An 18,013-nucleotide genomic window follows, 5' to 3' on the forward strand; every position below is an offset into this window, starting at 1 on the left:
GCTGTGTCCGTGGCTTCGGCACACAGCCCGACGGTGCCCCGGTGAGAACCGGGGCACCGTCGGCTCATGGGCCGGCGCCGTCAGGTGATGATCCGCAGCGGATGTTCCAGCAGATCCTTGTACTGCTGCAGGAACTTCGCCGCGACCGCGCCGTCGATGGCGCGATGATCGGCGGACAGCGTGACCCGCAGCACCTTGCGGGACACCACCGAGCCCGAATCATCCAGTCGCAGTTCATCACTCGCGCCGCCGACGGCCAGGATCGCCGATTCGGGCGGGTTGATCACGGCGGTGAACTGTTCGATGCCGAACATGCCCAGATTGGAGATGGTGAACGTGCCGCCGGACATGTGCTCGGCGCGGAGTTTGCGCGTCCGCGCGAGTTCGGCCTTGTCGCGGCTCTCGGCGGCGATCTCCGAGACGCTCTTGCGGTCCGCGTCGCGGATCACCGGCACGAGCAGCCCGGCCGGTGTCGCCACCGCGATGCCGAGATGAATGTCCTTGTGCCGCAGGAGTTTGTCACCGGCGAAGCTGACGTTCACCGACGGATCCGTGCGCAGGGTGGCCGCCACCGCCTTGACGAGCAGGTCGTTGACGCTGACCTTGCCCTTTCCGGCGGATTCGAGCGTCGCGTTGATCTGCGCCCGGAAGGCCAGCAGGTCGGTCACGTCGATCGCACTGGTCAGATAGATGTGCGGGGCCTGCTGTTTGCTCTCGGTGAGGCGGGTAGCCGAGACCTGCTGGATGCGGGTCAGCGGTATCTCCTCGTAGTCGCCCGAGGCCGGGACCGGGGCCGCCGTCGCGGGGGCGGCATCGGCCGTGGGCGCCGCATTGTCCGGGGCCGTGCCGGAATCGGTTGTCTGCTGCGCGGATTCGACGTCGCGGCGAGTGATCCGCCCGCCGGGCCCGGTTCCGGTCACGGTCGCGAGATCGACACCGAGTTCACGGGCGATCTTCCGCGCCAGCGGGGAGGACTTGCGGCGATGCCCGTCCGCCGTGGCCGATCCGCCGGATGTGCGATCGTCCGGTGTCGCGCCTGCGCCGGCGGTGGTTCCCGGTGCCGACGTGTGCGTCGCGGGACCGGTTGTGGGCGTGCGGGTATCGGGCCCGGGCGCAGCGGGGGAGACCTCCGGACCGCCGGTAGCGGCCGAGGTCCCCGGTGCCGTGGCGCTTGTGGCGCGCGCGGCCCCGCTGCCGTCCCCGACGAGTGCGATCGGTTCCCCGATCGGCACTCGCGCTCCCGCGTCGGCGAGGATCTGTTCGAGAACCCCGTCGTCGTAGGCTTCCAGCTCCATCAGAGCCTTGTCGGTTTCGATCTCGGCGATGACCTCGCCGCGGGCGACCGGATCTCCCACCTGTTTGAGCCAGGACGCGATGACGCCCTCCTCCATGGTGTCCGAGAGCCGGGGCATGGTGATCTCAGGCATATCTGGTCCTCTCAGGCCCGTCGTCGGCCCACGGCCGCAAGGGTTTCCACGGCGGCGGTGTACAGCGAGTCGGCGGACGGCAGGGCGATCCGCTCCAGCGGTTTGGCGTAGGGCAGCGGCACCTCGGCCATGGCCACGCGGCGCACCGGTGCGTCGAGGTAGTCGAAGGCTCCGTCGGAGATGGAGGCGGCCACCTCCGCGCCGATGCCGTAGGTGAGCCAGTCGTCCTCGCCGATCACCGCGCAGCCGGTCTTGCGGACCGAGGCGACGAGCGTGTCGCGGTCCAGCGGGCGCAGGCTGCGCAGGTCGATCACCTCGGCCGAGATACCCTCGTCCGCAAGGCGTTCGGCGACCTGGGTGCAGACCGTAGCCATCCGGGAGTAACCGATCAGCGTGATGTCCGAGCCCTCCCGGGTGACCGCCGCCTTGCCGATCTGGGCGGGCGGAAGATCCTCGGGTACTTCACCTTTGGTGTTGTAGAGCGAGAGGTTCTCCAGGAAGAGCACCGGATCGTCGTCCTCGATCGCGGCCTTGAGCAGTGCGGCCGCATCGGCGGGTGTACTGGGCGCGACGACCTTCAGGCCCGGGACGAACGCGTAGTACAGCTCGATGTTCTGCGAGTGGGTCGCGCCGAGCTGCTGACCGCCGCCGCCGGGCGTGCGGATGACCATGGGCACGTTGGTCTGCCCGCCGAACATGCCGTAGATCTTGGCCGCGTGATTGACGATCTGATCCAGCGCGAGCAGCGAGAAGTTGATGGTCATGATCTCCACGACCGGGCGCAGCCCGAGCATCGCCGCGCCGATGGCCGCACCGACGAAACCCTCTTCGGCGATCGGAGTGTCGCGCACTCGCTTCTCCCCGAATTCGGCCAGCAGACCGGCGGTGATCTTGTAGGAGCCCTCGAAGACGCCGATCTCCTCCCCGATGAGAAAAACATCGTCGTCGCGCCGCATCTCCTGACGCAGCGTCTCGCGCAGAGCTTCGCGATACGTGATGACGGGCACGGGATTACCTTTCGGGATGAACGATGGACCGCGGTGCGCGCGACGCGCAGGACACCGCCCAGATCAGCAGGTCGTCGTGTGGACTGCGGGTGTGCCGGGGGCTGGGGGGAACGACGATGTGCTCGCCGGGGTTCGACCTGCCCGGCCGCCTCGCCTCGCGCTCGGCCGGGCGATACCGGTCGCCGGGCAAGGGATTACCTTTCGGCATCGGCCGGGAACAGCGGGTCGGCGGGCAGGCGGCGCAATTCGCCGGGGACGGGGGTGGCATACGTGTAGTCGAACAGGCTGGACGGGTCCGGATGCGGACTCGATTCGGCGAATTCGACCGCGGCGGCCACCTTCGCGGTGACCTCGGCCTCGATCGCGGCGGCCGACTCCTCGCTCAGCACACCGGCGTCCAGCAGCCGGGCGTGCCACAGCGTGATCGGGTCGTGTTCGCGGGCTTCCGAAACAGCCTCGGTGCTGCGGTATTTGGCCGGGTCCACCACCGAGTGGCCCTTGAGCCGATGGCTGACCGCTTCGAGCAGCGCCGGTTTCCCCTCGCGCCGTGCGGATTCGATGAGTTCGCTCGCGGCTTGCCGCACCGCCAGCACATCGGTGCCGTCCACCCGCTCACCGCGCATGCGGTAGGCCGCGGCTCGCTTCCACAGATCCGGTTCCGCGGAGGACTTCTCGACCGTGGTGCCCATTCCGGTGTAGTTGTTGATCACCAGGAAGACCACGGGCAGATGCCACAGCGCCGCGATGTTCAGCGATTCGTGGAAGGCGCCGATATTCGTTGTGCCCTCGCCCATCTGGCAGACCACCACGTCGTCCTCGCCGCGATAGTCGATGGCCAGCGCCGCGCCGATGGCCAGCGGAACCTGACCGCCGACGATCGCATAGCCGCCGAGCAGCCGGGTCGCGGTGTCGTACATGTGCATCGAGCCGCCCCAGCCCCTCGAGGTGCCGGTGGAGCGGCCGTACAGCTCGGCCATCACGCGGCCGGGCTCGATGCCCTTGGCCAGCGCATAGCCGTGCTCGCGATAGTTGGTGAACAGGTAGTCCGTCGGGCGCATGGCCGCGCCGACTCCGACGACGGTCGCCTCCTCACCGAGGTTCAGGTGGCAGTAGCCGCCGATCCGGGCCTGCTGATAAGCCTGGGCGGTGCGCTCCTCGAAGCGGCGCACGAACAGCATGTCGCGGTACAGATCGCGCAGCGATGCGGGATCGGCAGCGGCGATACGGCTTTCGACCGTGGCCGCCTCGTCGGCGGTGCGATCGGTGAGCGGCGGCTGCGCCGAAGCGGTTGCGGTGTCGGCCTCCGGATCTTGTGCCGGAACGGTTTTGGCTGCGGATGCCGGACGCCCGTCGGCCGGACGTGGTGTCTTACGGCTGGATTTGCGTGGAGTTGCGGTAGTCACTCGTGGTGCTCCTCGAATTGGCTGCGGCTGAGCGTTGCGCTGTGGTTACGCTCCGCCGCCTCTTCCGGCTCGCTTGCGCGGGGGCGCGATGTGGACGGGCAGCCCGAGACCGGCCAGGGCCGCCTCCATGCCGATCTCGCCGAGGGTCGGGTGGGCGTGGATGGTGCCGGCGAGTTCGTCGAGGGTGGCCTCGATCGAGATGGCCAGTGCGCCTTCGGCGATCAGGTCGCTGGCCGAAGGTCCGATGATGTGCACGCCCAGCACCTCGTTGTGACGCTGCCCGGCAACGATCTTCAGCATGCCCTCGGTGTCGCCGAAGGTCTTGGCCCGGCCCAGGGCCGCGAATGGGAAAGTGGCCGTGACGATCTCGTGCCCCGCGGCGCGGGCGGCCTCCTCGGTGAGCCCGACGCTCGCGATCTCCGGATGAGTGAACGTGGCGGCCGGGATGACGGCGTAGTCGATATGCGTCTCGTGCCCGGCGATCGCATCGGCCGCGGTCAAACCCTGATGCGAGGCGACGTGTGCGAGCAGTGCCTTGCCGGTGACATCGCCGATCGCGTAGACGTGCGGCACATCGGTGCGCATCTTGTCGTCGACAGGGATGAAACCTCTTGCGTCGGTGGCGATTCCGGCGGCATCCAGATCGAGCGCGGCGGTATTGGGGCGACGGCCCACGCCGACGAGTACCACATCCGCATCGACCTCGCGAGCCTGCGGTCCGCCGACCGCGACGCGCAGCCCGTCGTCCGCCTGGGCGATACCGGTGACCGTGGATCCGGTCAGCACGGTGATGCCGCGTTTGGTGAACGAGCGCCCGAGCGCGGTCCCGATCGCGCTGTCCTCCAAGGGAACCAGACGATCCTGCATCTCCACGACGGTGACCTCCGCGCCGAAGGCGTGGAACAGGCTGGCCCACTCCGCGCCGACCGCGCTTCCGCCGATGACGACGATCCGCTCGGGTACCTCGGTCAGCCCGAACGCGCCGTCGGAGGTGATCACGCCGGGCAGATCCGCGCCCGGCACAGGCAGTACCGCCGGTACCGAACCGGTCGCGACGATGACGTCGGCGGCGCTGATCTCCCGGACTGCCGCATCGCGGGGAGCGGCGGCGTAGCGGGGACCGCCGGGGAAGACCGGCGAGCCACCGGCTTCGAAGACCTGCACCGTGGTCGGCCCGGTGAACCGGGCGTGGCCCTCGATCACGGTGACGCCGTTGGCTTTCAGAAGTCCCGCGACACCGTCGGTGAGTTCCTTGACGATGCCGTCCTTGCGTTGCCGCACAGCGGCGAAGTCGAATCGGACGTTATCGGCGTAGACGCCGAAATCAGCTCCGGCGGTGACGGTCTGGAAGATCTCGGCGGAACGCAGCATGGCCTTGGTGGGAATGCAGCCCCAGTTCAGGCAGACCCCGCCGGGCCGCTCCTTCTCCACCAGCCCGACCGTCAGGCCGCGCTGAGCCGCCCGGATGGCGGCCACATAGCCACCGGGACCGCCGCCGATCACCAGTAGATCGAATTCCGGCACTCGTGGTGCTCCTCGTCTCGAACGAATACGGCCGCGTCCGGTTGTGGCGCGCGCCGTCTCCGTCGAGTGTTGTCGCCACTCCGAGCACAGACAAGGCATCTCGAGCCCAGGAATTCTGTTCCCAAACTGTGCGCGGAGCCCAATCCTGGCGACCACTCGAGCAGGTGGATCAGATCATCGCGGGACGCTACCGGGAGGCGTCGAGTCCGAGCGCCGCGAGGGCGAGCGAAAGTTCCAGCGCCGCACGCTGATCTTCGAGTGCGCGCCCCAGCATCCCGGAAATGCGTTGCAGCCGATTGATCACGGTGTTGCGATGACAGTGCAGTCGCGGTGCGGCGTTGGCCGCGGAACGGTTCTCCGCCAACCAGATCGACAGTGTGCGCAGCAGGATGTCGCGCTCCTTTTCCGGCAGTTCGAGCACCGGGCCCAGGGTGTGGGTGAGCAGCAGATCGGTCAGATCGGGGGAGCGGACCAGCAGCGCCTCGGGATACCTCTGCTCGAGCGACACCAAACCCGTTGCGCCCCCGGACAATGTCTGTAATGCGATGAGTGCCAGCGCATGCCCGGAATCCACCTGTGCCAGCCCCGGAACCGCGGGCGAGGCCCCGGCCCGCCCGCGCACCTGCGGCCGAAGTTGCCGCAGGACAGACTCGCCGGTGCGATGTTCGAGCGAGACGATCCCGATCGTGGTGTCCACCCGGTCGTGCCACACCGAACGGATACCCGAGGCCGACAGCGCCGTCTCGGTGCCCGCGCGCAGCGGTCGCCCGCCCCCGCGGGCCGCTACCACCAAATATGCCCCCTGTGCGGGCAGATTCAGCTCGCGGGCGGCGCGGGCGGCGAAGGCGGCATCGTGCGCGCGGCCCGAGAGCAGATCCTCGATCAGCGCGTGGCGGCGGCGCTCGTCCCGTCGGACCTGTTCGAGTTCGGTATTGCGGTAGGAGGTCACCAGCGCCGAGGACAGCCCGTCGACCACCGCCCACATCGCCGTCCCGGACTCTCGGATCTCCTGCGGCCCAACGTTTCCCGCTTTGTCCAGCAGTGTCTCCCAGACGATGCCGCCGCCGAGCCGGAAGGTGCGCAGCATCGCCTCCATCGGCACGCCTTGTTCGGCGCGATGCCGGCCGATCGCCGCGGCCACGTCGTCGGTCTCCGGATCGCGGCTCGCACCGCCGAGCAGATCCAGGATCCGGGTGAGATAGCGGCGGCAGCCCTCGCGCAGGTCCGCGCGGGGAACCGAGGTGTAGTCGGTCCATTCGGGGTTGTCGGTGAAGATCGCCGCCAGCAGTCGCTTCGTCATCGCCGGGATATCGGGCCGGCACGCCTGGGCCAGCGTGCGCGTCCCCGGGGTCGAAAGGGCAGGTTGGGGCGATGCCATGGCCTGCACGCTACGCCGGATCACGCAGTCCAGCGCGAGGGCCGAGAAGAAATCGACCGGGAACGACCTCGCGGCGCACCGTAGGGCGACCCGACGGGGCGCGTTTCACCGGGACCGCACGTGGAAGATCGCAGATGGATCGACGGCAGGGGAAGCGCCGGTGCGTGCCGCGCCGCGTGCTCGGGCCGGCTGGATGGTGTAGTGAGAGGCGGCGAAGGCGGATGGACACGCAGGCCGACGCGCGGGTGCCGGTCGGCCGGACGACACGGTGGAGGTGGAGCGGATGCGGGTGAGCGTTCAGGTCAACGGCGCGCACGAGAGTATCGATGACGTCCGGGAAGGCGAGAGCCTGTTGCGTACCGGCCTGATCGTGCCCGGTCGCGGCCGGGCAGGCGTACGGGCGCTCGGTGCGCACGGTGGAGGGCCCGGCCGCCCGTTGCGGTGCGGCGCACGATCCGATCGAGATGCGGAGATTCGCGAGGCGCTGGCCGGAAACCAGTGCCGCTGTACGGGTTACGAGAAAATCCTGGGCGCGGTCCGGATGGCCGCCCGATGGCAGGCGGCGGCACGATGAGTAAGGTATCGCAGGCTGATCCGGCGGCACCATCGTCTGCGGGCCGTCGGATCATCATCGAAAACGCCTATATCGCACCGGTTGTCGGCGATGAGATCGCCAACGGGTACCTCACCGTCGACAACGGCAGGATCACCGGCCTGGGTAGCGGGCCCGCGCCGAACCTCCGGGACGCCGAACGCATCGATGGCGCCGGCTGCCTGGTCACCCCGGGGCTGGTCAACACCCACCATCACCTCTACCAGTGGGCCACCCAGGGCCTGTATCAGGACGCCGCGCTGTTCGAATGGCTCACCGGTCTGTACCACACCTGGGCCCGCATCGATGCCGACATCACCCATGGCGCTGCCGTGGCCGGTCTGGGCTGGCTGGCATTGAGCGGGACCACCACCTCCACCGATCACCACTACATATTCCCCTCGGGCCGCGGCGATCTGTTCGAGGCGGAAGTCCGGGCGGCGGGCGAGGTGGGCCTTCGATTCCACCCCTGCCGAGGCTCGATGGACCGCGGTCGCTCCGGCGGTGGCCTGCCTCCCGACGAGGTCGTGGAGACGATCGATCGAATCTTGGACCACACGGCGGCGACGATCGACGAATACCACGATCCTGCCTTCGATTCGATGCTGCGCGTTGCCGTCGCACCGTGCTCGCCGTTCTCGGTGAGCGAGACGCTGCTGCGCGAGTCGGCGGAACTGGCCCGCGACAAGGGCGTTCGCCTGCACACGCATCTGGCCGAAACGCTCGACGAGGAGCAGCACTGCCGTGAGCAGATGGGTTGCACCCCGGTCGAATACATGGAGAAGATCGGCTGGCTGGGGCCGGACGTCTGGTTCGCCCACGCGGTTCACCTGCACGACAGGGATATTCAGCGCTTCGCCGAGGCCGGCTCGGGTTCCGCGCACTGCCCGAGCTCCAACGCCCGGCTCGGTGCGGGCATCGCCCGGGTGCGGGACCTGCTGATCGCGGGGGCACCGGTCGGGCTGGGCGTGGACGGCGCGGCATCCGCCGAGCTGACTTCGATGGCCGGTGAGATGCGCCAGGCTATGCTCTTTCAGCGCGCGGTGCACGGACCGGCGGCTCTGTCCGCCCGTCAGGCGCTGGAGCTGGGCACCCTCGGCGGTGCCCGGAATTTGGGCCGGGACAACGAGATCGGCAGTCTCGAGCCCGGCAAGCTGGCCGATATCGCGATCTGGCGGGTCGATGGATTCCGTTCCGCCGTCGGCGATCCGGTGTGCGCGCTGGTATTCGGCCCGACCCCGCCGCTGGCGCGGCTGCTGGTGGGTGGGCGGACCGTGGTCGAGAACGCCGAGCTGCGCACGGTCTCACAGGATGCCGTGGCCGCTGCCGGTGCTGCGGCCCGCGATCGGCTGCTGCGCGAGCAGGACCGCTGATGATCGCCGCAGCCCACTCGCCGCGCAGCGACCAGCTCGCCGAAATCCTCTGTACAGCAACGAATATCTCAGCGTGCCGGTTGCCGGTGCGCCGGAACGACACCTACAATCCGCCGTGCGGGATGGTGATCAGTGCCTCACTTGTCGGCCGCAGGAAAAGCGTCGCCGCGGGCAACGGTGTGTTGTTGTAGCGATTGAGCCGGACACTCACCCGGCACCCGGTGAGTCGGACGAGCGCGTCGGCTGCTCATTTGAACCGACGCGTTCTCGATCTCTGCATATTCCCGGGAAGATGCGGTGATCTGACCATGCGATACCCAGAGCGATGTTGGCCAAACCCACACGCCGCGTCGCTCGGCGAGCCCGGTTCACGTCGGCGCCGACCGCATTCCTGATCCCCGGTGGGTCCGGATTCGTGCCAACCGCCGGGCTTGCGGAATCACGGAGAGTTCCCGACGGCGCGGTGTCAGGTGGTGGCGAACCCGCCGATGCCGCCGCCGCGTATCGGTCTCTGCGCCGGTGGGGCGGGCAGTGGGACCGGCCCGACCCCAGGGGCCGGCAGCAGGGCCCCGTCCATGACTTCGGTCCACCACTGCTCGAGACCGCTGGGGTCGGGCCAGTAGACGACGGGCAGGCCCTGCTCCGCCGGATCTGCCGCGGTCGCCGGAGCGAGCCGTGCGAGATCGGTGCGATCGGCGTCGGGCCGGATGCTGTCATTGCGTGAGGCAGTCGTAGTCGTCATCATCGTGTGGCGTGATCCAGGCTTGCTCGATGCGGTCGGTGAGGTCGGCAGGCTCGATCGCTGCGCGCAGGCCCTCGGTGAGCTGGTGCAGCGTCATCGTGTCCAGGCCGATGTCGAGGTCGCTGTCGCGGGCGGGAACGTTCTGGCCCGCGCGGTCGAAGTCGCTGCCTGCGGGGGTTGCGGTCCAGATGGCGGTCACGCCTATCTCCTTCCCTCCAATGTCATCGGGTTGCCGTTCTGGGCAGAGGCCGGGTGAGCCCGGAAGCCCTTGTGCTGACCGGGCCCACCCGTCGGCGGAAGAATCCGAACGTGAATTTGTGACGGTGCTCGGATGACATCACCTCGCTCTCACTCGTCATCGGGTATACCCCGGGCTCCGCGCACCCAGGGGCGGACCGCGCTGGCGGGCCGGCCCGATGCCCGGTCGGCGTCCGCGCAGCCGGGCGGTCCATCCGCTCGGGTGTCGCGCGCCCGGCCGTGGCCGCAGTGCGTGCGGTTCGCACGGTTGCGGGGACCTCCACCGATCCCGGGCCTCGCACAAGATCTGGTCGATCTCGGCGAACAATTCCTCGAGATCGGGGTCCAACGCCAGCAGCCGGGCATCGAGGTCCGGCAACTCCGGGACGGCCTCGGTGGCCGCGTGGCGGCCGGTGACGCACCTCGTCGTGGGCATCATCACAGGACTCCCGTGCGCCCGCGGGTCAGGCGTTGATGGCCTGGTGTTCGTCGTGGCGGCTGATCTCGATCTTGCGAGGTTTGGCTCTCTCCGCGACCGGGATCACCAGGCGCAACACCCCGTCGCGGTATTCGGCGCGGATCGCGTCGGTGTCCAGATTCTCGCCCAGGAACAACTGGCGGCTGAACACACCGCGGGTGCGTTCCGCGGCGATCATCGACCGATCGGGGTCCAGCTGCGGGCGCGAGGCTCGCACGGTCACCACGTTGCGTTCGATGTCCAGGTCCAGCGAGTCCGGGTCGATGCCGGGTAGGTCGAGTTCGGCGAAGAACTCATCTCCCTCGCGCCAGGCATCCATCGGCATCACCACCGGACGGGCCGCTGTGCCGAACACCTGCTGCGTCAAACGATCCAGATCCCGAAACGGATCGGTGCGCATCAACATGGTCGCCACCTCCAACACTCCATTCTCGATCGAAGGGACTCAGATAACCTCTGTCATCTGACTTAGATCTGTTCTAGCACTCGCCGGAAGAGAGTGCAAGCATCGTTCTGAGGTAATCTTGAGACCGAGAGAGAGGAACGTCGATGCTGCCTGATCGACACGACAACCGGTCCGGTCACCGTCCGGACCCGGGGCAGGCGGTGTACGGGATCTCGGTGGCCGCCGAGCTGGCCGGGATGGGGGCCCACTCGCTGCGCTTGTACGAGGAGCACGGCCTGGTCACCCCGGCCCGTAGCGCAGGGGGCACCCGACGCTACAGTGACGACGACGTGGCGCGGCTGGCCCGCATCGCCGCCCTGACCGGGCAAGGCATCAACCTCGTCGCGATCGCCCGCATCCTGGACCTCGAAGACGCCAACACCGCACTGCGCGACACCAACGCCGCGCTCACCGCCGAACGCGATCAGCTACGCGGACACCGCGACTCGTGACCGTCGACGAGGATTCCGCCGGGCGGACTTCGTCGGGGATACCGGGCGGCAGGCCGGTTCGATGGGGCTGCCGAGCTGTCGGAAGGGGAGTTCGATCGGCGGCCGGCTCGGCCCCGGGCCTCGGTTATTCGTCGAGCCATCGTTCGATCTCGTCGAGGGTTTCGGCGGAGTGGATCGGGGTGTGGTCGTCGGCATCACGGAGTTGCCACAGGTAAGGGGTCGGTGAATCGCGGGTGAGGAGGTAGCCCGATCGAGTGGCGCGGCGGATCAGATGCAGGATCCGGGCGGCGGACTCTCCCCAAGGCCGGTCAGACATTGGGGTAATGGTGCGGATGGGGCGGCCGGTACGCGGTGTGGCGCATGCCGGGGACCGGCATGGCGAGTTCGTCGAGCTTGGCCAGGATCGTGCGAAGGGTGTGCGAGCTGGGGCCGTCGATCGGGGGAGGCTCGTGATCCAATGCGGGAAAGGCGATTCCGCGGATCGCGGCGCGGACGCGTGGTGAAAGTGATTGCGGCACGAGGCGTCCGGTCTGTACCAGCGTGTGGAAGGCGGCCGCCTTCCACACACATCGTTCGACCCGGCAGCCGCGGTGGATGCGCATCTGGTCGTGCGCCAGCGCGATATCGGCCGCCTCGCATACCCGCGGCGCTGCGATTGTCGTGATCCCGCCGCTCATGTCGCGGTTCCTCCGGTGATCGGGGCGCGCTGCCGCGAGTATTGCGCGCGTTCGTTATTCCGAATCGCATCGATCTTCTCCGGCGCGCCGGATGTCGGTGTGTCGCCCGAGGCGAATGCGACCTCGGTCGAAATCGCCGGGTCCAGCGGTGTTCGTGCTATATGTGGTTCTGGCACTCGTGTATTCGTCATCGCTCGAAACTTTCGGTGTGTGGTCCACCCGATGACCGAGGCTGCGGAGAGCCACCGCGCAGTTCGCGTCCCATGCGAAGTGTGTGGTGTTCCGGATATATCGGATACCGCGAAAAGGTTTGTGCGGTCCAGTGATCCGAACTTCCCGGTCATCGGGGGTGATTACAAGTAGACACCAGGAAAGTCGAGAATGACTGCCCGACAAGGGATTTTCCCGCAATTGCGCCGGAGGTCCAGTAAGGGGCGGTCCTACGTAGACCGGTCCAGTACGGACCGCGACAGATAGCGAGGCTGAACACATGTCAGGTGGATCGACCCTGCCCCGGCGCGCCCTCGGCCGCCGCCTGCGCGACCTGCGCCTGAAGGCGGAAAAGAGCCTGTTGTCCGCTGCGGTACATATTGATGTGTCCAAACAGACGATCGGCCGAATGGAAGAAGGTCAATACGTAAGGATCAGTACTGCGCAGTACCAGTATCTTTTGGATCTCTACAAAGTCGACGAGTCCGGGAGATCCGAAGTAATGGGTCTGATTCAAGAAGCCAAGGTTGCGAGGGGGGATACGTCGGACGGGTGGTGGCGCGCTTTCGACGGCCTGGTAAATCCGTACTTCAACCACTTCATGGAGCTCGAACGGGCCTGCTCGCGGATGACGAGCTTCCAATTGACGCTGTTGCCGGGCTTGCTGCACACGCCCGCGTATCGCCGATGGATCATGCAGATATCCGCACCTGGCATCCAACCTGGAGAGGCGGACCGGCACTGGGATCTGGTCGCGCGGCGGCAGCAACGCCTGACGGAAGACCCGGATTTCGTTTTGGAAGCATTGATTTCGGAGTCCGCATTGCGCCATCAGATCGGCGGACGAGAGGTAATGGCGGAACAGTTGCGTCGTCTTGTCGTTGCCGGAGAACTGCCGAACGTGTCCATACGAGCCATCCCGTTCGGTGTGGGGCCGCATCCCGGTCTGGCAGTGCAATCATTCACTCTGCTCGAATTTCCGACGTTGCGCTCAGGCAAGGAAGCAGAGCTGCCGGTGGTGTTCGTCGAAGGCTTCACTGGTGCGTTGTATGTGGAGGAAGAGCGTGTGATCGAGCGTTACAGGTCAGCGCTGGCAGGTATTCGCGAGGTAGCGTTGAGTGAGGAGGCGACCAGCCGTCTGGTGCTGGAGATCGCAAAGGAGTACGGCACGTGAGCATGAGTCCATCCAACGTGAACTGGATCAAGAGCAGCTACAGCCAGCACGGTGGGGAATGTGTCGAGGTCGTGCACCTCGACGGAGGATTGGTCGGGGTCCGTGACTCGAAAAACCCATCCGGCCCTGCGCTGATGTTCAACCCGGACGAATGGGATGCCTTCACTGCGGGTGTGACGAGCGGAAAATTCAACGGGCACAACGCCTAACCTCCGCACAACGACGCAGGTTGCGGCCTCGGTCCATGGCGCGCCGGGCCGAGGCCGCAACAGCGTGGTCTCCTGATCGTGGGCGAGTGGGCCGGCGCTGTCGTAGCTGAGGGCCTGTGTGCTTCCTGTAATTCAGTTGTCCCACAGGCGGATTCGGACGAATCCGTTCCCGGTGGCCGAGATGGGGTCCGTCGGACCGAATGCGGCGGAGGTGACATCGGTAAGGCGTTCGAGGAGGCGGTGGCGCGGGTGACGCGAATCTCTGTGAGCGTTCGAGCGGGCAGTGAACGAACCTACTCCCCAGCGGATCGGCGTTCGGCGTGGATCAGGTCGGTGATCCGGTCGAACTGGGTGGTGAAGGACTCGGGGGATACGGCTGCTATGCGGATCAGGAGATGGCGGGCCCCTGCGGTGATATAGCGGTTCAGCTGGGTGGCAACGTCATTCGCTGAGCCGGTCATCAGGACCTGGATCTGCTCGACCTGTTCCACGGGCATGCGGTAAGTGGTCTGGCAGTAGTCGTCGAGGGTGGCGCGGCCTCGGGCAGGGTCCTCGTCGATGTAGACGGTGGCGAAAAGAGCTGGGGTGATGGCTGTTTCGTCGCGGGCCTCGGTTGCGGCGGTGGTGCGGATCGTGGCCAGGCCCGTTGCGTAGTCGGCGGGCTCGGGCGGGTAGGGGAGCCAGCCGTCATAGCCGCGGCCGGTGCGTTTCAAGGCGGCGGGGGTGGCTCCGGCGAGCCAGACCGGGGGTCCGCCGGGGCGATGCGGGCGCGGTACTTCGGGCAGCCAGTCGTAGTGTAGGACTCTGCCGTGGAAGGGATTCGAATTTCCCGACCACAACCAGCGCCACAGGCGGACGGTATCGTCCAGATGGGAAAATCGGGTCCGGAAATCCACGCCGGACAGTTCGAACTCGGGCTCGCTGATGCCGGGAAATCCGCCGCCGACCCCGAGTACGATCCGACCCTCGGAAAGCAGATCCAGTGCGGCGAGAACCAGCGCGGTGTGCACCGGATTGCGGTAGGCGGGAATCAATGCGGCCGTGCCGAGGGTGATCCGTTCGGTCGCTGCTGCGGCGGCGGCCAGCAGTGTCAGCGGTTCGACTCGCGCGCGCAGCAGCGAATCACCCACCCACGCCGAATCGAATCCCCGTTGCTCGGCGCTCACCACCAGATCGAGCAGTGCGCGAGTCGAGCCCCCGGCCGCGAGTTGCGCCTGCCCGGCGGGTAGCAGGAGTCCGTATCGAATGTCTTTCACCGCTTCAGGATTCGCCGAACGCGATACGGCGGACAATTCCCTTCAGGGTATGAACGACGTGACGCTCGCGCTCAGCACTGATCCGGCGAATCCAAGGCAGCCAGCAACGCCCGCAACGTCTCGCGCTGCTCATCGGACAATGGTGCGAACGTCTCCGCGGCGGCCGCGCGCCGAGCCTGCGACATGCGCGTCAGCGCGCGACGTCCCTCCTCGCTCGGAGTCACGAGGGTGGAACGCCGATTGGCCGGATCGGGCGCGCGTGTGATCAGTCCCGCCGCGACGAGCGCGTCCACCACCGTGGTCGCCGAGCGCGGCACGATGCCGAGATGTTCCGCGAGGACGGACATTCGAAGTGGTTCCTCGGCCCGGCCGATGATCCGCAACGCGCGGCTCTGCGCGGGCGTGAGGCCCAGGGGAGCGAGCCGGGCCGCCTGATTACGGCGGATCCGCTTACTGACCTGCAGGAACAGTTCGGGGAGATCGGAGTCGGTGGCCTCTGCCATGATTCTGAGCCTAGCTCATCGTTCCGTGGAATAATTGTGAGTCAAGCTCAGTTAGGAGTGGTAGTACCTGGAAGGAGGCGCCTATGGCAGCCCAATCCCCACCCGAGATCGGCCGGATCCTCCGGCTGTTCCAGCCCTATCGCACGCGCCTGGTCCTGGTCGCCGCGCTGGTGGGGCTCTCGTCCGTCGTCTCGCTCGCCTCGCCGTTCATGCTGCGTCGCATCCTGGACGACGCCCTGCCGCACGGCCGCACCGGACTGCTCACGGTCCTGGCGGCGGGTATGGTCGCGGTCGTCGTGCTGACCAGCGTGTTCAGCGTGCTGCAGACGTATATCTCCACCGCCGTCGGCCAGCAGGTCATGCACGATCTGCGCGCGGCGGTCTACGCGCGGCTGCAGAGTATGCCGCTGGCGTTCTTCACCACCACCCGCACCGGCGAGGTGCAATCACGCATCGCCAACGATATCGGCGGTATGCAGTCCACGGTGACCACGACGGCCACCTCCCTCGTCTCGAACTTCACCTCCGTGGTCGCGGCGATCATCGCCATGTTCGCCCTGGATTGGCGGCTGGCGGCGGTCTCGCTGCTGATGCTGCCGTTCTTCGTGTGGATCAGCCGGCGCGTCGGCGACGAACGCCGGCGAATCACCGCCGCACGGCAGCGCAAACTCGCCGGAATGTCGGCGATCGTGGAGGAGTCGCTGTCGGTGAGCGGAATTCTGTTGGGGCGCACCATGGGTCGCGCGCCCGCGTTGATCGACAGCTTCACCGGCGAATCGCGCGAACTGGTCGATCTGGAGATCCGCTCGAGTATGGCCGGTCGCTGGCGACAGGCCACGATTCAGATCGTCATGGCCGCCATGCCCGCGGTGATCTACTGGGTGGCCGGGCTGGCCACCGCCGGTGGGCATTCGGTGGTTTCGATCGGCACCCTGGTCGCGTTCACCACCTTGCAGACGAGCCTGCTGCGTCCGGCGGTCCAACTGCTGTCCACGGGTGTGGATATGCAGAGCTCGATGGCGTTGTTCGGCAGGATCTTCGAATATCTCGACCTGCGTTCCGATATCGAGGAGCCGGCGCGGCCGGTGCCGATGCCGCGAGCCGAGGTGGCGGGCACGGTGCGGTTCGAACACGTGGGTTTCGCCTACGACGCGAAGGACCGGCAGGTGCTCGACGATATCGATCTCACGGTGCCCGCCGGGACGTCGCTGGCCATCGTCGGCGAAACCGGCTCGGGCAAAACGACTCTCGGATATCTGGTCGCGCGGCTGTACGACCCGAGCTCGGGGCGGGTCACCATCGACGGCATCGATGTGCGGGATCTGGGTTTCGCGGATCTGGCCGCGAGCGTGGGTGTGGTCTCCCAGGAAACCTATCTGTTCCACGCCTCGGTCGCGGAGAATCTCCGTTTCGCCAAACCCGATGCGACGGACGAGGAATTGGTCGCCGCGGCCCGCGCCGCGCAGATCCACGACCACATCGCGAGCCTGCCCGACGGCTACGACACCCTCGTCGGCGAACGCGGCTACCGCTTCTCCGGCGGCGAGAAACAACGCCTGGCCGTGGCCCGCGCCATCCTGCGCAATCCGCCGATCATGGTGCTCGACGAGGCCACCAGCGCCCTGGACACCCGCACCGAACGCGAGGTCCAAGCCGCGATCGACGCCCTGTCCGCCGGTCGCACCACCATCACCATCGCCCACCGCTTGTCCACGATCCGGGACGCCGAACAGATCGTCGTCCTGGACGCCGGCCATGTGGTCGAACGCGGCACGCACCGAGAACTACTGGAGCGCAACGGTTTCTATGCTGAACTGTTGTCCCGCGATGCGGTGTTGGAGCCCGCCGCCTGATCGTCAGGGCAGCGGAACCGCGATGACCAGGGCGGTGTTCGCGACCGCGCTGCCGCGAGGGCGTCGCACCAACTGCTGCAGTACTCGACCGCATGGCGGCGAAGCCTCGTGACCGAGCCGGGCGGTTGGTGATGGTGACAACCTATGCCGTTACCTGTGGTGGGTGCTCTGCCTGCTCGGCGTCTGTGGTTCATTTCGTTCACCTCCGCTGCGGTCGGAACTACCGTGGGGGTATGACCACCGTGGAGTTCGAGCATCTGCTCGTCGACCGGGACGGTGACACCGTCCACATCACGATGAACCGCCCCGAGCGGCGCAACGCGCTCTCGGCCGAGCATCTGACCGAACTGCTGGCCGCGTTCCGGGCCGCCGCCGCGAGCGATGCGACCGGGATCGTGCTGGGTGCTCGCGGTCCGGTGTTCTCGGCCGGTCACGACTTCGCCGACGTCGCGTCCCGGGACCTGGTCGGCGTGCGCGAACTGCTGAGGTTGTGCACCGAACTGATGACTGCCATCGAGGCCGCGCCGCAGGTGGTCATCGCACGGGTACACGGCCTGGCCACCGCGGCCGGATGTCAGCTGGTCGCCTCCTGTGACCTCGCGATCGCCGCCGAATCGGCGGGGTTCGCGCTGCCCGGCGGCAAGGGCGGCTGGTTCTGCCATACGCCGGCGGTCCCGGTGGCACGTGCCGTGGGCCGCAAACGCCTGATGGAACTGGCCCTGACCGGGGATCCGATCGACGCCCGCACAGCCGCGGAATGGGGCCTGATCAACCGTGCGGTTCCCGATGCGGATCTCGACATCGCCGTCGCCGAGCTGCTCGCCCGCGCGACCCGCGGCAGCCGCGCCAGCAAGGCCCTCGGCAAACACACCCTGTACGCACAGCTCGACCGCCCCGAAGCCGATGCCTACGCCCTGGCCGTCGAGGTCATGGCGGCGGCCTCCCAACTGCCCGGCGCTCGCGAGGGCATGGCCGCGTTCCTGGAGAAGCGTCCACCGGTCTGGCCGGATTAGGACATGTCTCCCAACGACTTTCGCCGTTCGACGACGAGGGTTGTGACAGTTTCGGCTGGG

Annotated in this window: 21 protein-coding genes; 8 read left to right on the top strand and 13 right to left on the bottom strand. The window is 67.4% G+C overall.

Features of this window, described 5'->3' with window-relative positions:
- Positions 1–80: 80 nt before the first annotated feature.
- From NV1_RS15390 to NV1_RS15410, 5 genes are all read right to left on the bottom strand, one after another.
- Entirely contained in the window at positions 81–1,427 is a 1,347-nt protein-coding gene (locus tag NV1_RS15390) for a dihydrolipoamide acetyltransferase family protein (protein WP_174557444.1), read from the bottom strand.
- Between the two features lie 11 nt (positions 1,428–1,438).
- A complete protein-coding gene (locus NV1_RS15395; protein WP_218027007.1) occupies positions 1,439–2,425 on the bottom strand; it encodes an alpha-ketoacid dehydrogenase subunit beta in 987 nt (328 codons plus the stop codon).
- A 203-nt stretch (positions 2,426–2,628) separates the two neighbouring features.
- The gene (pdhA, locus tag NV1_RS15400; protein WP_084525389.1) at positions 2,629–3,837 is read right to left on the bottom strand and encodes a pyruvate dehydrogenase (acetyl-transferring) E1 component subunit alpha; all 1,209 of its coding nucleotides are present in this window, start codon (positions 3,835–3,837) and stop codon (positions 2,629–2,631) included.
- Positions 3,838–3,882: 45 nt separating this feature from the next.
- Positions 3,883–5,361: a dihydrolipoyl dehydrogenase gene (gene lpdA / locus NV1_RS15405; protein WP_067891402.1), complete on the bottom strand. Its 1,479-nt coding sequence runs from the start codon at positions 5,359–5,361 to the stop codon at positions 3,883–3,885.
- A gap of 187 nt (positions 5,362–5,548) precedes the next feature.
- Positions 5,549–6,739 carry a PucR family transcriptional regulator gene (locus NV1_RS15410; RefSeq protein ID WP_067891951.1) on the bottom strand — a complete coding sequence of 397 codons (1,191 nt, stop codon included), beginning with the start codon at positions 6,737–6,739 and terminating at the stop codon, positions 5,549–5,551.
- 283 nt (positions 6,740–7,022) lie between these two features.
- On the opposite strand from NV1_RS15410, the gene NV1_RS15415 reads away from it, so the two are divergent.
- Genes NV1_RS15415 through NV1_RS15425 form a run of 3 tightly spaced genes read left to right on the top strand, consistent with a single transcriptional unit; the run spans position 7,023 to position 8,895 of the window.
- A complete protein-coding gene (locus NV1_RS15415) occupies positions 7,023–7,313 on the top strand; it encodes a 2Fe-2S iron-sulfur cluster-binding protein (protein WP_245713729.1) in 291 nt (96 codons plus the stop codon).
- Positions 7,310–8,704 (top strand): 8-oxoguanine deaminase, encoded by a 1,395-nt coding sequence (locus NV1_RS15420; protein ID WP_245713730.1) that lies wholly within the window; start codon positions 7,310–7,312, stop codon positions 8,702–8,704. Before NV1_RS15415 ends, NV1_RS15420 begins: the two co-directional genes overlap by 4 nt.
- Positions 8,704–8,895, top strand: a complete 192-nt coding sequence (locus NV1_RS15425) for a hypothetical protein (RefSeq protein WP_067891405.1) — start codon at positions 8,704–8,706, stop codon at positions 8,893–8,895. The genes NV1_RS15420 and NV1_RS15425 overlap by 1 nt, the downstream gene beginning before the upstream one ends.
- Before the next feature lie 275 nt (positions 8,896–9,170).
- Here the strand turns inward: NV1_RS15425 and NV1_RS15430 are convergent, their stop codons facing one another.
- The 4 genes from NV1_RS15430 to NV1_RS15445 all read right to left on the bottom strand — a co-directional run bounded on the left by NV1_RS15430 (position 9,171) and on the right by NV1_RS15445 (position 10,567).
- The gene (locus tag NV1_RS15430) at positions 9,171–9,446 is read right to left on the bottom strand and encodes a hypothetical protein (RefSeq protein WP_067891408.1); all 276 of its coding nucleotides are present in this window, start codon (positions 9,444–9,446) and stop codon (positions 9,171–9,173) included.
- On the bottom strand, positions 9,418–9,645 hold the full coding sequence (locus NV1_RS15435; protein ID WP_067891411.1) for an Rv3202a family protein: 228 nt from the start codon (positions 9,643–9,645) through the stop codon (positions 9,418–9,420). Before NV1_RS15435 ends, NV1_RS15430 begins: the two co-directional genes overlap by 29 nt.
- Before the next feature lie 156 nt (positions 9,646–9,801).
- The gene (locus NV1_RS15440; protein ID WP_157116948.1) at positions 9,802–10,119 is read right to left on the bottom strand and encodes a hypothetical protein; all 318 of its coding nucleotides are present in this window, start codon (positions 10,117–10,119) and stop codon (positions 9,802–9,804) included.
- Between the two features lie 28 nt (positions 10,120–10,147).
- Positions 10,148–10,567: an Hsp20/alpha crystallin family protein gene (locus NV1_RS15445; RefSeq protein WP_067891955.1), complete on the bottom strand. Its 420-nt coding sequence runs from the start codon at positions 10,565–10,567 to the stop codon at positions 10,148–10,150.
- A 146-nt stretch (positions 10,568–10,713) separates the two neighbouring features.
- On the opposite strand from NV1_RS15445, the gene NV1_RS15450 reads away from it, so the two are divergent.
- Positions 10,714–11,058 (top strand): MerR family transcriptional regulator, encoded by a 345-nt coding sequence (locus NV1_RS15450; protein ID WP_373864619.1) that lies wholly within the window; start codon positions 10,714–10,716, stop codon positions 11,056–11,058.
- Between the two features lie 124 nt (positions 11,059–11,182).
- Here NV1_RS15450 and NV1_RS15455 read toward each other — a convergent pair whose 3' ends face one another.
- Complete coding sequence (locus NV1_RS15455) at positions 11,183–11,374, bottom strand: hypothetical protein (protein ID WP_067891421.1); 192 nt, start codon at positions 11,372–11,374, stop codon at positions 11,183–11,185.
- The gene (locus NV1_RS15460) at positions 11,367–11,735 is read right to left on the bottom strand and encodes a hypothetical protein (RefSeq protein WP_067891423.1); all 369 of its coding nucleotides are present in this window, start codon (positions 11,733–11,735) and stop codon (positions 11,367–11,369) included. Before NV1_RS15460 ends, NV1_RS15455 begins: the two co-directional genes overlap by 8 nt.
- Positions 11,736–12,225: 490 nt before the next feature.
- Between NV1_RS15460 and NV1_RS15470 the strand changes: the two genes are divergently transcribed.
- Together NV1_RS15470 and NV1_RS15475 are read left to right on the top strand one after the other, a co-directional pair.
- Positions 12,226–13,119 (top strand): DUF5753 domain-containing protein, encoded by an 894-nt coding sequence (locus NV1_RS15470; RefSeq protein ID WP_067891430.1) that lies wholly within the window; start codon positions 12,226–12,228, stop codon positions 13,117–13,119.
- A gap of 2 nt (positions 13,120–13,121) precedes the next feature.
- Positions 13,122–13,328, top strand: a complete 207-nt coding sequence (locus tag NV1_RS15475) for a DUF397 domain-containing protein (protein ID WP_067891433.1) — start codon at positions 13,122–13,124, stop codon at positions 13,326–13,328.
- A gap of 293 nt (positions 13,329–13,621) precedes the next feature.
- Here NV1_RS15475 and NV1_RS15480 read toward each other — a convergent pair whose 3' ends face one another.
- Together NV1_RS15480 and NV1_RS15485 are read right to left on the bottom strand one after the other, a co-directional pair.
- Positions 13,622–14,584: an LLM class flavin-dependent oxidoreductase gene (locus tag NV1_RS15480; RefSeq protein WP_218026981.1), complete on the bottom strand. Its 963-nt coding sequence runs from the start codon at positions 14,582–14,584 to the stop codon at positions 13,622–13,624.
- A 71-nt stretch (positions 14,585–14,655) separates the two neighbouring features.
- Complete coding sequence (locus NV1_RS15485; protein WP_067891436.1) at positions 14,656–15,087, bottom strand: MarR family winged helix-turn-helix transcriptional regulator; 432 nt, start codon at positions 15,085–15,087, stop codon at positions 14,656–14,658.
- Positions 15,088–15,170: 83 nt separating this feature from the next.
- Between NV1_RS15485 and NV1_RS15490 the strand changes: the two genes are divergently transcribed.
- A complete protein-coding gene (locus tag NV1_RS15490; RefSeq protein WP_067891439.1) occupies positions 15,171–16,940 on the top strand; it encodes an ABC transporter ATP-binding protein in 1,770 nt (589 codons plus the stop codon).
- Positions 16,941–17,173: 233 nt separating this feature from the next.
- The gene (locus tag NV1_RS15495; RefSeq protein ID WP_067891442.1) at positions 17,174–17,953 is read left to right on the top strand and encodes an enoyl-CoA hydratase-related protein; all 780 of its coding nucleotides are present in this window, start codon (positions 17,174–17,176) and stop codon (positions 17,951–17,953) included.
- The last annotated feature ends 60 nt before the right edge of the window (positions 17,954–18,013 follow it).

The sequence above is a fragment of the Nocardia vaccinii NBRC 15922 genome (assembly GCF_001613305.1).
GTDB classification, from domain to species: Bacteria; Actinomycetota; Actinomycetes; order Mycobacteriales; family Mycobacteriaceae; genus Nocardia; species Nocardia vaccinii.